13 protein-coding genes are annotated in these 14,363 nt (G+C 36.6%); all 13 read right to left on the bottom strand.

What is annotated here, in order from left to right; translation table 11 throughout:
* Nucleotides 1-35 precede the first annotated feature (35 nt).
* Complete coding sequence (locus tag IGM04_RS05220) at nucleotides 36-710, bottom strand: hypothetical protein (RefSeq protein ID WP_179189133.1); 675 nt, start codon at nucleotides 708-710, stop codon at nucleotides 36-38.
* The gene (locus IGM04_RS05215) at nucleotides 661-2,151 is read right to left on the bottom strand and encodes a helix-turn-helix domain-containing protein (RefSeq protein ID WP_010826007.1); all 1,491 of its coding nucleotides are present in this window, start codon (nucleotides 2,149-2,151) and stop codon (nucleotides 661-663) included. The genes IGM04_RS05220 and IGM04_RS05215 overlap by 50 nt, the downstream gene beginning before the upstream one ends.
* 409 nt (nucleotides 2,152-2,560) lie before the next feature.
* Nucleotides 2,561-3,817 (bottom strand): NADPH-dependent oxidoreductase, encoded by a 1,257-nt coding sequence (locus tag IGM04_RS05210; RefSeq protein ID WP_002405238.1) that lies wholly within the window; start codon nucleotides 3,815-3,817, stop codon nucleotides 2,561-2,563.
* Nucleotides 3,818-3,835: 18 nt separating this feature from the next.
* On the bottom strand, nucleotides 3,836-4,444 hold the full coding sequence (locus IGM04_RS05205; RefSeq protein ID WP_002363762.1) for an NADPH-dependent FMN reductase: 609 nt from the start codon (nucleotides 4,442-4,444) through the stop codon (nucleotides 3,836-3,838).
* 26 nt (nucleotides 4,445-4,470) lie between these two features.
* Entirely contained in the window at nucleotides 4,471-5,406 is a 936-nt protein-coding gene (locus IGM04_RS05200) for an FAD:protein FMN transferase (protein WP_010716952.1), read from the bottom strand.
* A gap of 219 nt (nucleotides 5,407-5,625) precedes the next feature.
* Complete coding sequence (locus IGM04_RS05195; RefSeq protein WP_002382193.1) at nucleotides 5,626-6,516, bottom strand: helix-turn-helix domain-containing protein; 891 nt, start codon at nucleotides 6,514-6,516, stop codon at nucleotides 5,626-5,628.
* Between the two features lie 184 nt (nucleotides 6,517-6,700).
* Nucleotides 6,701-8,029, bottom strand: a complete 1,329-nt coding sequence (locus tag IGM04_RS05190) for an amidohydrolase (RefSeq protein ID WP_010777574.1) — start codon at nucleotides 8,027-8,029, stop codon at nucleotides 6,701-6,703.
* Nucleotides 8,013-9,797 (bottom strand): adenine deaminase, encoded by a 1,785-nt coding sequence (locus tag IGM04_RS05185; protein ID WP_016626431.1) that lies wholly within the window; start codon nucleotides 9,795-9,797, stop codon nucleotides 8,013-8,015. The genes IGM04_RS05190 and IGM04_RS05185 overlap by 17 nt, the downstream gene beginning before the upstream one ends.
* Nucleotides 9,773-10,837: an ABC transporter substrate-binding protein gene (locus tag IGM04_RS05180; protein ID WP_002357914.1), complete on the bottom strand. Its 1,065-nt coding sequence runs from the start codon at nucleotides 10,835-10,837 to the stop codon at nucleotides 9,773-9,775. The genes IGM04_RS05185 and IGM04_RS05180 overlap by 25 nt, the downstream gene beginning before the upstream one ends.
* Nucleotides 10,838-10,863: 26 nt before the next feature.
* Nucleotides 10,864-11,904 (bottom strand): ABC transporter ATP-binding protein, encoded by a 1,041-nt coding sequence (locus IGM04_RS05175; protein ID WP_002384674.1) that lies wholly within the window; start codon nucleotides 11,902-11,904, stop codon nucleotides 10,864-10,866.
* Between the two features lie 38 nt (nucleotides 11,905-11,942).
* A complete protein-coding gene (locus IGM04_RS05170) occupies nucleotides 11,943-12,722 on the bottom strand; it encodes an ABC transporter permease (RefSeq protein ID WP_002357916.1) in 780 nt (259 codons plus the stop codon).
* Nucleotides 12,715-13,551: an ABC transporter permease gene (locus IGM04_RS05165; RefSeq protein WP_016615734.1), complete on the bottom strand. Its 837-nt coding sequence runs from the start codon at nucleotides 13,549-13,551 to the stop codon at nucleotides 12,715-12,717. Before IGM04_RS05165 ends, IGM04_RS05170 begins: the two co-directional genes overlap by 8 nt.
* Nucleotides 13,552-13,758: 207 nt before the next feature.
* Complete coding sequence (locus IGM04_RS05160; RefSeq protein WP_025192801.1) at nucleotides 13,759-14,139, bottom strand: hypothetical protein; 381 nt, start codon at nucleotides 14,137-14,139, stop codon at nucleotides 13,759-13,761.
* Nucleotides 14,140-14,363: the final 224 nt, after the last annotated feature.

The following is a 14,363-nucleotide window of genomic DNA, read 5'->3' as shown; positions in this document are numbered from 1 at the left end:
TAAGCCTGCTAACATCTTTCGCATCCTCTCTGTTGCTAAACTTCCTTATTTGTAGTCACTATTTCTTGTTGTAAAATTGGTTGAAATAGACGACGTTCTGCTAATTTTCTTGCTAAAATTGCTTCACTTTTTTTCGTAAAGATACCTAAGTTATGACGCTTGCCTTTCAAAGAGATATAAGCCAGCCATTTCCCAGAAGCGGTCTGGCTCACTCCTTTGTGTCCGCTGCTATTATTTTTGGGGCGTTTACTTTGTAACTTCCCTGGAATTACACCAGCAACTCTTTGTCGGTAATCCTTCTTTTTACGATGACCGCAACTTTTGGTATGGCCATTCAACAAATTTTCACAGCGAACCCAGCAAGATTGTCCGCACGAACACAGACAATACGCTTTCATTGTCTGTTGAATACTTTCGATCCGTACCACGACTAATTCATGATAGTTTTTTTTCAACATTGTTTGATAGCGATGGTGCGCACATTTGGTTCGATACCCACGAATTAGTTGTCTTCTTGAAGCTTCTGTATAGCTCCCACAAGAACAGCGACAGGCCCAAACAATTAGCCCTTCTTTTCTTTTTGCCGTTGGTGCTACTACTGTCAACTCACCAAACTTTTGACCAGTTAAGTCTTTATAGTTACCTGCATGTCTCAATTGACTATCCTTCGTATTCTTGTTCTCGCCACATCTCGATTGGGTCTCTCCCATAGTGCTCATTTTTCTGAGTCTCTCCCTTTCTTAGTTCTCTGACCACCTCAGCAAATACTTGCCAATCTTTTGTTTCCGGCAAATGACGCCATGTCAATTGACGACACCGTACTTTCGAACTATAAAAATCGGACAAATACAAATCGGTTTCTAAGGTTAATTTGTGATCAATCATGACATCCATATAATTGAAAGAAGCAATAATTTTTGCAATAAAGCGGTTATAATCCTCCCCACCAGAAAAATCAACAAATACATGAATCGTTTTTTCAATTGCGCAAAAAGACCGATCATTTAACAAACAAAACATAAAATCATAGTATAGATGCACGCGTTCATACATTAAAAATCGTTTTTGATACAGCGACTCTGTCTTTTGTATAAAACCATCTAAGGCGCGATGAATTTGAGGAAACCGCTCTTCAAAGAAACTGCTCTGCTTGGCGGGAATAAATGCAGCCACTGAAAAGTATAGGCGGTCCCAGCGATAACAAATCAACTTTAATTTTTCTTTTGTTTCCACCGTAATTCGCTTTTCAAAGAAAGGAATAACACTATTCATATGATCAATAAATTCGTCTAACATGGTTAACTTATCTGGAAAAACAATCGGACTATCAATGTATTCATTTAAACTTAAAAAAAGAAAAATATATGAAGTCTCTTTGCCAAAATCCTCTTTAAAAAGAGGGGTTTCGCTTGTATAAATTTTTTCAAACGCATGCTGTAAACAGCTAGGCACATGAACTTCCGTAAAAGAGTCCACTACATGATCAGAAAATACACGAAAACGTTGAATCGTTAAAAGAATAAATAGTTGTGCGCTTTGATTAAGACTAAACGTTCTTTGATACATCAATTGTAGATCGTTTATAAATTGTTTAATGCCAGGACTATTTTCCAGCAAAATGTTAGGCAGCCTTTCTTGATTACTTCCATAAAAATAATACAAGCATTGAAAACAAAAACTTCGGATATTTTTCTCTTCTCCAACCAAGCCTGTTGACTTTAATTTAATACGCCAATTAGCTAAAATCAGATTTAGTTTATACGAGAAGGCATAAATTTTGCTTTTGCTCATAAAATGAATTTGAGAAAATTCTTGAATCGTGTGCTTTTGATAGAGGCCCACATCAAGAAGCAACTTGGCCATAAGTGATTGATCAAAATAGTATTTTCTTAAGGCTTGATAATCAATTTGCGATAATTTTTGCGCACTAATCAGTCCTTTAGCTGGAAAAAGAATTTGACTCCTTGAAGAAATCTGTGTACATTCATAATTTATTTGACGGCACAACGATTCTAACTTTTGAGTGGATAAATCAAAATATCCATAAAATTCTTCTTTTAATAATGGACCTTCACTATTCATAAAAGTTTGATAAATAAGTAATTTATCTCGGAATTCTTGGTCTAATAATTCATCTAACAAAGTAGTCACATTTTCAACTCCAAACTATCACGCCTTAAGTATCTATTTTTTTAACAAGACGTGAGTGTCAATCTTGCTTATTTTTTCCACAAATTTAAAAATGATTCTTTCAACATTTAGGAATCTTCATAGAAAAGTATTATTTTAACCAAAAAAAGCCCCCTTGCGTCACCAAGGAGGCTTTTTTGTTATTTTTTACTTTAAATTTAAAGAAAAGCTGATTTGTTTGACTAATTTTCTGTTTCTTTTCTAGCCTATTCGTCAAAAATGATTGAAACTTTTGGTTCGTCTTCTATACTATCTTCCTATAAAGTTCTTACTCTTTTAAGTATCAGCTTCTGTCAATAAAAGTCCTCATTTGGCATTGCTAATCTGAATACAGTATGACTACTTGTTGCCGCTATTTTTTGCTGTTATTTTACTCTTTAATTGAAGCGCTAGAAACGCTGTCAACTGTTGGCTTTTCGGTCGCTGACTCTTCTTCATGGACTGATGCACTTGAGACACTATCTGCCTTTTCTGGCGCTTCTTTTTTGGAGGCACCACTGACTGCATCGACGTTTTTTCCACCGACTAATTCTTGCCCAGTTTGTTTTAAATACCAATCAACAATTGGTTTAAAGTCTAAAATATACTCATTAATTCCCGCGTAATTTCCATTATCATCATACATCGCTTGATAGTTATGCACTACATAGGTATCTGGTCCGTGCATTGGAACATGAACGCGAATAGCATCTGTTTTTCCTGACCGTAATTGTTGAATCACCCATTCTACATTTTTCAATGCTTTTGGTGGATGGCAATTCGCTAATGGATTACCAACTTGTCCTGGTTGCCGTTTAGCAAACATTTCTTCAGCAGCCATTTTTTTATTGTAATATAAAAATTGATTGTTACTGTCTGCGTAAGTCAATTCCATTGGCATTGATTTTAAGAAATAATTTAGCTGATCAACGGTTAAAATGCCTCGATCTAATTTTACGTATGTGTCGCCTTCCACAGCCTGAACCGCTTCTGCTGCTTGTTCTACCCAATCATCTGCTGCCATATCAACCCCTTCGATCGTTGTTTCAATGGTTCCTTTTGCATGTAAATCTTCAGGTAAGTCTTTTGGCTTAGCCCCTTCTAATTTTGAAATCACATCAATGAATTCCACGAATTTTTGTAATGTGCTTTCTAAAAATTGACGTGTTCCCTCCGCAATTAAGTTACCGTTTTCATCAAATGCTTCTTTAGCTTTTCCTAATAAAAACTCGTTTCCAGGCATCACGATTGCATTGACACCAGGTGCATCAAGAATTTGACGGAGATGTAATTGCGCACGTGAGGTTCCTTGATCATAATAAGAGCAACCAACAATCATTACTGGTTTATTTTCCAGCGGATGAATTTTGAAAGATAACCATTCTAACACACTTTTCAAACCGGCAGGAATGGTATGGTTATGTTCGGGCGTCGCAATAATTACGCCGTCTGCTTGTAAAATTTTGCGATTCATATTCTGAATCAAGACACTGTTCGTTTGATCCTTACTTTGATTAAACATTGGAATATCTTTAATTTCTAAAATTTCCAAGTCGAACATTTTATAAAACTCTTTGCCAATATATTGCAGTAGTAACCGATTATAAGAAGAATCAGCGTTTGATCCGACGATCCCAATTAATTTCATTTTATTCACTCCATTTCGTTAAATCGTTTCCCATGAGAAATTTTCTGCTTCTTTTTTATTTTGCGCATGCGCATGTTTCAGCTGTTCTGTAATTTCAATAAATACACAAAAATCTGCAAACAAACCAGCTAGTTTATCTATTTGTTCTGAATCTTTTAACGCATTGTTTTCATCAAAAGCTTGTAAGGAATGCGCTAATAGAAATTCAGAGCTTGGCATAATTCGTGCTTTCAATTCAGGAGCATCTAAAATTTGACGTAGATGCGCTTGTGCTCTAGAGGAACCTAACGTGCCATAGGATGCACCAGTAATCATAACTGGTTTATCAACAAACGGAAAAATCCCGTAAGATAACCAACTTAGGGCATTCATCAAAGAAGCCGGCACCGCATGGTCATATTCAGGCGTACTGATAATGACGCCATCTGCTGCTTCAATTTTTTCAGCAACCGTTTTAACTATTTCTGGCAAAGCTTTGTCTTCTGGCTTGTTAAACATAGGAAAGTCAACAATTTCAACTAGTTCAATGTCGGCCTCCTGCGCAAAATAGTGTTGCATAAATTGCAAAAGTTGACGATTGGTTGATTGCTCTGAGTTCGTTCCTACTAAGCCGATAATTTTTTTCATAATGAGCTGTCCTTTCTTTTTCGGTTCTATGAATGGATAATGTGAAGAGTATCTGCTAACCCGCTGCTATATAAAATTTGCTGGTCTTGTGTAATGATGACTCCTTCAATTCCATCTAGTTGATTGAGGATTTCAAGCGCTGCTGGAATTGGATAACCAAATAAACGCGTTGTCCAAATCTCACCATCCACTGAAGCATCCGAGATAATTGTGAGGCTGGCCATTTCAGTTTCCAATGGGTAACCGGTTGTCGGATCCAACAGATGGTGATAGACTCGCCCAGCTTCGGTTAAACTTCTTTCATAAATGCCCGACGTCACAACCGATTGATTAGCCACTTCGACAAGTAAGCTGATTGTTTCTCTGGATTCTTGCGGATTGCGAATACCAATTCGCCATTTTTTGTTTTGATGCGTAGAGGGCCCCAACGTCACAATATTGCCGCCCAGATTAATCAAAGCAGACGTCACATGGACTTCTTTCAAATAGGCAATTAGTAAATCAGCGATATAGCCCTTTGCTAAAGCCCCTAGATCTAATTTCATTCCTTCTTCTTCCAAAAAAACCGTTTGTTTTAAGGGATTTAAGTGAATCTTTTCTGGATTAATTTTTTTCAAACAGGCTTTAATTTCCTCTTCTGACGGGACACGGGCATCTTTAAAACCGATTCGCCACGTTTGAACTAGCGGGCCAATGGTAACATTCAAATGACTAGCTGGATCACAACTATGTTTTTTCCCTAATGCAATTAATTGATACAACTCTGGATGAACGCTGACTGGTTTTTGCCCAGCTTGTTGATTGACAGCCATCAGTTCCGAAGTTGAATCATTTGCACTAAAACGTTGTTCATAAGTGATCAATCGTTGATGCACTTCTTCTAGAATTTTTTCAGGTTCTTCATGGTCTACAAATACATCTATTACTGTGCCCATCAAATAAATAGTTTGACTTTGTTGCACCTCAAGACTTCCTCTCCACGAAAGATTGTGTTTTATTTCACATTTATTCACAAATAAATCATACGCCTTTATTTGATGCCAGTCAAGTCGTTTATATATTTTTTTATATAAAATAACGACCTTAAAATTTTCATTTAAGGTCGTAACGCGTCTTGAACTCTTTTAAAAAACGCTTTTTTTATTATATTTTGAAAATAAATATATAATTTTCTATATAAACTAATTATTCTTAGATAAAATTGTTTCTTTCAATGTTTGAATTGCTTCCAACAAGATGCGATTTTTATTGATTTTTGCATACGCGCGGGCATCTTGTAGTAGTTCTAAAATTTGCTCTTGCGGCTTTTCTTCAGCTAAGGCATTTTTCGCAAGCTGGAAAGCTGCTCTTGCCAAGTAATACGTGACGTGATTATCAGAACAGATGGAAATCGCATACTCTAACAAAGCATCACTTGTTTCTAAATCGCCTTTTTCTGCATAAAAAACACCACAGTGAAAGACAACATTTAATACTCGCCAAGTATCTTCCATTGATTGAATAGTATAAAGATAAATTTCCTTGAAGACCTTATTGAAATAAAATTCGGCTTTCTCAATTTCGCCTTCTTTGGCATAGGCCATGCCAATTCCAGTAAAAGCTAACAAACGGTAAATATCGCTCGTGTATTTTTGCTCTTCAAACAGAAGTTTTTCAAAGGTAAATAAGCAATCCATCAACGAAGCATTTTGAAAAATCATGACAAAGCCTTGTAAATAATAATATTCTAATAACAGTTGGGAATCTTTGATTTCATCAAAAGGAATATTTTTTAAAATTGTTTGCAATTGGTCATGTTCGCTGGTAATCAAGAAGAATTCTGCTTCTTCCATTTTTTCAAGAATTTCAGGTTGTTTAATCCCTACGCGCGGGAAGAGTTCCCCCAAAGGTAGCTCTAAACGATTACATAGTTGGATCAATATTTTTAAAGTTGGGACTTGACCATTCTTTTCAAAGCGACTAACCGTGACTTGCGTACAAATCCCTTTAGCCAATTCACTTTGCGACAAACCACGTGCTTTGCGTTTTTCTATAAACCGTTGTATATTCATTGCTTTTCCTCTCATTCTCATCTTCTCAAACTTACTATAATACAACTTACCTTAAAAATATATATAGAAAAAGAAAAATGTTTATAACAAAAAAGAACACAGACAACTCTTTCATTAAAAGTTTGTCTGCGCTCTATTAGAACCTGAATCACTAAACGTCAATTCAGCGTTATTTAATCAATCCGATACGTCATACTTGCTTTGTTTAGAGAGCAGCTCTTTTTTTAGCTTCTTTCACAAACGTATTCATGGCCTGATATAATTTTTCCTTGATTTCTTTGAGATTAGCTTGTTGTAATTCTTTATTGGCAACTAACTGTTGACCGTTCACCCAAACAGCTTCAACATTGCTAGCATTTGCTGAATAAACCAACGCTGAATAGGCATCAAAAATCGGAAACATATTAACTGATTGCGTTTCAATTAATGTTATATCCGCTTTTTTGCCCACTTCCAATGAGCCGACTTGCTCCGCCAAACCTAATGTTTTAGCGCCCCCCATCGTTGCCAGATAAACAATTTCTTTCGCAGGAAACAAGGAGCGATCTTGGTGTGCTGTCTTATGAAAATTCGCAACCATGCGCATTTGGGTGAATAAATCTAATGTATTCCCACTACTAGGTCCATCCGTGCCTAAACCGACAATAATCCCTTGATCAAGCATTTGCTTAATCGGCGCTACGCCTTTGGCTGATTTAGTATTCGCACCGATACAATGAGCGACACGCGCTTTTCCATTAGTAGCAGCTAAACTCGCAAGATCTTCATCTGTTGCCAAAATACAATGCGCTAAAATAAACGGCTCGCTCAAGTAACCCAGTTCTTCTAAGAAAGCAATTGGTGTTTTTTGATAGGCTTTTTCAAACTCAGCCATTTCATAAGTCATTTCAGCAACGTGCATGGTCACAGGAACTTGGTATTGTCGACTAAGTTCAATAATTTTTGCCAACACTTCTGGTGAATTGGTATTCGGTGCATGTGGCGCAAGTATAGGCGTAATCAACGGATGGCCTTGCCACTTGCGAATAAAGGTTTCCGCGTAAAAAAGACCGCCTGAAGGCTCCGGACTATCACAAGTGGGCATATCAATGATCGTCTCTCCGAGCAAAGCACGAACACTCATTTTTTCACAACTTTTAGCAATTTCATCTTCAAAATAATACATATCACAAAAGCTCGTAATACCACTCAGTAACATTTCAGCAATTGCATAATCACTACTGCATCCTACTAATTCTTTTGTCATGAATTGTTCTAATGGAAAAAGAAAACGCCGGAGTCGATCTGGCACATCGTCTCCTAACGAACGAAACGGAATCATGCCTACATGGGTATGGGTGTTAATCATCCCAGGCATTAAAATTCCATTTTGACCGTCGATTACTTGATTTGCAGCCATTCGCTTTTCATCAAGTGTGGCCATTGGTGCTAATTCCACAATTGTGTCTTCTTCAATCACTAAATAGCCGGCTTTGATTTCTGAAAATTGCTCATCCATTGTTAGTATATGCACATTTTTAATGAGTGTTTTCATGCAAAAGAACTCCATCCTCTGGAAAAACTAATGGATAGAAACGTTGTGACTTCGTATCCATCATCCCAAAATCTGTCACTTTAATGGCTGGCGAGACAGGCAATGATAGTGTGGAAAAGGACATGATTTCATTCATATTTTGATAGCCTAACGCTTGCATAGCTTGTCGAACTTTTTGTAAAGAAGCGCCTAATTGTTCAATCGGTGCTTGCGATAAAATCCCACCTATTGGTAAAGGACAAGTTGCCATCACTTGCTGATCCGAAGCAACCAAATAGCCGCCTTGCATCGCTAATAATTCATTCTGCGCTAACAGAATATCCTCAATCGTATTACCCATCACCATTAAATTATGATGATCATGGGCCCAGGTTGTCGCAATGGCTCCTTTCTCGGAAAGTGGTTGATCCATTAAAGAAAAAGAAATATTGCCATTTTTTCCGTAACGTTCCATCACAATTAATAAGGCACAGTTGGCTTTTTGCCATTGTAACAACCCATTTTCAACAGGAATTTCTTTTGTAATTCGCTCTGTAAATGTACCAATTTCTTGTTTTTGAATCACATTACAACGAACTGTTTCTTTTGTTGTAGCCACCTTTAAAAGTAAATCTTCTTCTGTTAACTTTTTACATTGGATGGTTTGTTGGTAAGCGCCTGGAAACTCTTCAATTTTTTCTGGATAATGGAAGGGCTCACCTTTTTCAAAAACGACCTTTCCAGATTTATAAACCGTATTAATATCAAAACTTTCTAAGTCATTTAATAACAAAAAGTCAGCTTTTTTACCAGGTGCAATTTCGCCACGATCATGGAGACCCATTCGTTTGGCCGGCGTATAAGTTGCCATATAAATGGCTTTTTCGATAGGCAATCCTGCATGAACGGCTTTTTTGACATTTTCATTTAAATGACCTTTTAGCAAATCATCAGCCATCACGTCATCCGTGATAATACTTGCATAATTGTAGAAATCATTGTCTACTATCACCTGAATGTTTTCAGGAGTGATTGATTTATTTTGAAATTGAATAAAGACACCCGCTTCAATTTTTTCTTTTAACGTTTTAGGAAATTGATGGGTATGATCTGAAGTGATACCACTATATAGAAAATCTGCTAACTCTTGATCTTCGATTTTAGGACAGTGGCCTTCTAAAGGCATGGTTGGTCGTTGTTTTTGGCACAAATCGATAATTTGACGAATTAAAGAATCTGGCTCATAGGAAATCCCTTTAAAATTCATGGCTTCCCCTAAACAAATCACTTTTGGTTCTTTGAGTAATTCTGCTACTTCTGCTAAGCCGATAATCCCACCAGTTGTTTCTAATTCGGGAGTGGTCGAAGGAACCGAGGAAGGAATTGCGTGAAAGATATCTAGTTCTGTTTCAGCGGCCATAAAAGCTTTTAAGCCTTCTAAGCCAAATACGTTAGCCATTTCATGGGCATCGGCAATCACCGTTGTCACACCGTAACGCACTACTGCTTTGGAAAAAATAGTAGGTGTCGTCATGGAACTTTCAATATGCATGTGTGCATCAATTAAGCCGGGAATCATCCATTGATTCTCGGCATTAATTGTTTTTTTGGGCTGCAAATTGACGTTCTCTTCTTCATAAATGTAATAAAATTTATCATTTTTAATCGCAACATTTCGTTGAACGAATGTTTGAGTGACTGTTTGATACAGCCACACATTTTTTAGTAATACATCGACGTTCATTTTGTCCCTCTTTTCTAAAACTATTGATTCATCGTCCGGTTCCATTGATCAATCCAATCCGCTAGTTGACTATTAATAAAATTAAAATCGACTGTTTTGGCACGTTCGGCAATGGCACCATATGTTTTATTTTTCGCTTCTTTTTCGCTTAGCGTTACTTGTTGATTTGTAGGTCCTTCATTTAATGAAATCGCTTTGGCCTTTTGTGATTCTTCACTAATCCGTGCGTTAACAAATTTAAAGGCGGTTTCTTTGTTTTGTGCTTTTTTAGGAATATTGACTGTATTATAGTTGGCATACGTGCCGCTTTCTGGGACGACATACGTCACATTTTCTGCTGCGCCTTGAATAATATCAACCGCAAAATCAGCAACCACAGCTGCTTCAATTTCACCAGATTGGAACATATTAGCTAAGTCTGACGATTTTGAATACGTTTTAACAACGTTTGGTTTTAATTCTTTCATCGCTTCAAAAGCGGCTTTCCCGTTATCTTTTGTAATATCTTGACCAGCATGTTCACTAGCAACGTATAACATTAAAGGACCTGCCGTCGTGGCAACGTCTGGAACAGAAATTTTACCTTTCAAATCAGCTGACCATAAGTCATCCCAGTTCTTAATTTCTTTGCCTAATTTTTCTTTGTTGTAAACAATCCCGATACTGTTTACAGCGATTGGTACGCCAGCACCACTTTCAAAAACCTCTTTTGCTCCCGGCGTTAACTGACTTAAATTAGGTACTTCTTTTTCTGTAATTTTTTCAAATAACCCTTCTTTTCCACCTTGTGCTGCATTTGCTTGTGCTAATTCAATAACATCAATTCCCGCATTGGGATTATTTTTTAATTTCGTAAAGCGGTCTGCGCTATTGCCTACTTCTAAGGTAACTTTCGCTTCATTTTCTTTTTCAAACGGAGCGATAATGTCTTTTTTGACAATATCTTCACTTAATCCGAAAGTTGAAACGACTAAAGCATTACTTCCACCTTTGCTCTCGCTTTTCGTAGTTGCTTCGCTGTTTCCACAAGCAGTCATTAATAACGTTGCAGCGACTAATGTCCCTAAAATTACGCGTTTTTTCATTTTTTAATCTTCCTCCAAAATGGTTTTTATTTTTCTAAAATAACTAATTTCTCAGCTGGAAAAGCCAAGTGAATGGTTTCGTTTGTTTCATATAACTGTTCACTTGTTCCATTAACCAGCAATGTACCTAACGCTGTTTCCACTTCATATTGATAGCTTTTCCCTAAAAATGTTCGGACAGCGACAGTACCTGCGACAGTATTAGTAGCAGCTTCTGAAACAATCTCGATGTCCTCTGGACGAATCGTTGCCACTGTCGTTGTAACATTTGGTTCAGGATTAGTCGTTTTCACTATTTGATTTGTTTGTGTCCGATAATGACCAGCTTCCATTTTTTCGACAGAGAAAAAGTTTTCAAAACCGATAAATTCAGCGACAAACTTAGTACGAGGCAAACGATAAATCGTTTCTGGTGAATCATATTGTTCAATCACGCCATTATTCATAATGGCCACTTTATCTGAAATAGAAAAACATTCTTCTTGGTCATGTGTGACAAAAACTGTCGTAATGCCTAATTGTTGTTGAATCCGTTTGATTTCAATCCTCATTGCTACTCGCAATTTTGCATCTAAATTACTCAACGGTTCATCTAGTAGTAATAGTTTAGGTTCAATAATCAGAGCACGTGCTAGCGCAACCCGCTGTCTTTGACCACCAGATAATTGTTTTGGATAACGGTCGCCCAAGCTTTCTAAACCACATACTTTTAGCATTTCCGTGACTTTTTGGTCCATGGTTTGTTTGCTTTCTTTGCGTAATTTCAACCCAAAAGCGACATTTTCTGCAATCGTTAAATGGGGAAATAACGCATAGCTTTGAAAAACCATCCCGAAGTTTCTTTTATGGACAGGAACCTTTGTTAGTTCTTCTTGGTCAACGAAAAACTGTCCGTCGTTTGGCTTAATTAATCCAGCAATCACTCTTAGCGTAGTCGTTTTACCACAACCACTCGGTCCTAATAAAGAAACTAATTCTCCTTTTTCCATTGAAATATTTAAATCTTTTAAAATATCTTGTTTTCCGTCATAGCTGACGCGAATATCTTTTAAATCCACAAAAGTCAAAATTTTCTCCTCTTTCTATCTCGTGCTTCTTCCATGTTTTAGGCAATGGAAGCTAGTCCCAACGTTTTTTCAATTAAAAACATTAAGCCCATTGTTAGTAGCATCAACAATACAGAAATTGCTGAAACAGTTGGATCATAATTGTATTCCATATAACTTAATAAAGAAGTAGGCAGCATCGTCACACCGGGACCTGATAAAAACATCGATACAGGAACATTGTTAAACGAATTGACAAATGCTAACATAAAGGCTGCAAAAATTCCTGAAGACACATTGGGTAAAACAATTTGAATAAAAGCTCGCAATCTTGTACAACCTAATGTCCAAGCTACTTCTTCCATTGAATAATCTAGTTGTTCCATACTTGATCCAACCACTCGAATAATATAAGGCAAACTAATTAAAAAATGCCCCATTAACAATCCTTGAAAGACAGGCAAACCTAATTTAATAACAATATATTGAAATAACGTATACCCGACCACAATTCCTGGAATCACAGTTGGGGATAAGAAAAAGCTTTTAATAAAGTTGCGCCCGCGAACGGAATAACGTGCCAGCGCATAGGAAGCCGGAATCCCTACTATTAATGCTAAAACAGTCGCTAATACCCCAATCAACAAACTTAACTTAAAACTGTCCATAAACGTTTCCGATTGTAAGGCTTTGGCGTACCAATCTAAAGTAAATCCTTTAATCGGAAATTGAATCGCTGCGGCTGTTCCAAAAGAAGTCACCACAATCAAACATAATGGTAAAAATAAAAACAGAAAAACTAGAATTGCAATAACAGATAGTCCTTTTTGCTTACGCATGATTTGCTTCTCTCCGATCTACTTTCTTAGCGACCATGTCTAGGCCTTTCATCACAATTAATGTTGTTAAAATCATAATAAATGCAAGAACACTCGCCGATTGCCAATCACCTAAAGTATTAGCCTTTTGATATAAGAAGGTCGACATCATCATTTTTTGGTTACCACCTAACAGCTGTGGCGTCGTATAAGCCGTTAAAGTTCCTGTAAACACTAATATACTTCCTACAATGGTGCCTGGAATTGATAAAGGTAAAACAATTTTCCGAAAAGCCGTCATTGGATTGGCGCCTAGCGTCTCAGCCGCTTCTAGCATTTCTCCTTCAATGTTTTCCATAACCCCAACTAAGGTCATAATCATTGTCGGTAAAAATAAATACACTGAACCGATAACAATTGCAAATTCTGTATACAATAAATTCAGCGGTTGCTCAATTAAGCCTGTTTTTAATAACAACGTATTCACTACACCGTTTTTTCCTAAAATGTTAATCCAAGCAAAACTTCGAATAACTGAATTGGTTAATAGTGGAAACAAGGTCATAGCCATTAAAAAGCCACGCCATTTTTTGGAAACCCCAGCAATAAAGTATGCCGTTGGAATGCCCAACACGATTGAAATACCCGTCACAATTAACGAAACTCTTATCGTTCGCCAGAAAATTGAAACATTATAGTCATCTTTAAAAAAAGTAACATACTGATTTAGTGTCAAGCCATGATCAGTAAAAATGGTTGGCAAAATGCTAGTAATTAATGGAATCATTAAGAAAAATAATAATAGTACTAGCCCCGGTGCCACAATTAAATAAGGAACTTTCTTGTTCATTCGTACACTCCTCGTTCGTTTTTTCACTTCATCAGTATACGCAAGGAAAACGTATATTTCAACACATTTTCATCTTTTTGTTCGTTTTTAAACCCGAACGTTCGTATATTTTTTCGAAAAAGGTTATTAAAAAATAAAACACGAACATTAAACAAAAAAACACAAACAAGACTGTTTGTGTTTTTTGTCAACTTTTTTATTTATCACTTAATTTTCTTGGAACGTTTGATCCTTTTCCATCATTTTCACTATAATACCATCTTGATACACCTGATAATATCCGAACAATTCATTCTCTTTTGAGACACTATTCTTTTCAGATCTAATTTGAACAACATAACTTCCTTTATTTGACTGCTTAAACGTATAATGAAACGCCGAGTCATTCGTTGGTATCCCTAAACCATTTTGTAAAAATTCAATCGCTTCCTGTTTAGTATAAGATTCTGCTTCTAATTGCGTTCCTAAATGCGGATTTTTTTGATCAACAAATTGTCTTGCTTTGTCATTATTAGCAGACTTTTCTATAACGACTTCCTGTTGCGAATTCCTACTTCCTGAACAGCCAGATAATACAAATAAAATCATCAACAACCCCAAACACTTACTCAAAGTTTTCTCCTCCTCTCCCTTTTCATTAGTGATACCTGATGATTTCTTTTATATTTTAGCATGCTTGATATAACGAATGGTGCTCAAAAAAGACAGAATCAACAAGTAAAAATTGTCGACTCACCTTTCTCAACTAATATTAAAAACCATCTGTCTCAATATTTTCGAATTTCCTGTAAATTACTGATAAATAAAAACAG

This window comes from Enterococcus sp. DIV2385, from assembly GCF_051711925.1.
GTDB lineage: Bacteria > Bacillota > Bacilli > Lactobacillales > Enterococcaceae > Enterococcus > Enterococcus faecalis.
Note: the sequence above shows the minus strand (reverse complement) of the source record. Positions and strands in the feature narration are given on the sequence as shown.